Here is a 298-nt window from a genome sequence, read left to right on the forward strand (position 1 = left end):
CATTTGCTATTTAAAATAGCTTTTTGGTGGAGCCTAGCGGGATCGAACCGCTGACCTCCTGCGTGCAAGGCAGGCGCTCTCCCAGCTGAGCTAAGGCCCCAAAAGTTGTATGGTGGGCCTAAATGGACTCGAACCATCGACCTCACGCTTATCAGGCGTGCGCTCTAACCAGCTGAGCTATAGGCCCATACAAATTGCAGGATTTATTTATATCATATCCTCATTTAAGAGTCAATAATTAATTGAACTCTCAAAACTAAACGAAAACGAAACACGGAAACTTATATTGATGAACAGT

Annotated in this window: 2 tRNA genes; both read right to left on the reverse strand. The window is 44.3% G+C overall.

The annotated features are described in order from the left end of the window. Nucleotides 1–24: 24 nt before the first annotated feature. Nucleotides 25–100: transfer RNA gene (locus ILS93_RS28540), tRNA-Ala, on the reverse strand. A 10-nt stretch (nucleotides 101–110) separates the two neighbouring features. After that, nucleotides 111–187: transfer RNA gene (locus tag ILS93_RS28545), tRNA-Ile, on the reverse strand. Nucleotides 188–298: the final 111 nt, after the last annotated feature.

Origin of the sequence: Bacillus sp. 16GRE42, assembly GCF_019837435.1 — a bacterium.
Taxonomy (GTDB): domain Bacteria; phylum Bacillota; class Bacilli; order Bacillales; family Bacillaceae_G; genus Bacillus_A; species Bacillus_A wiedmannii.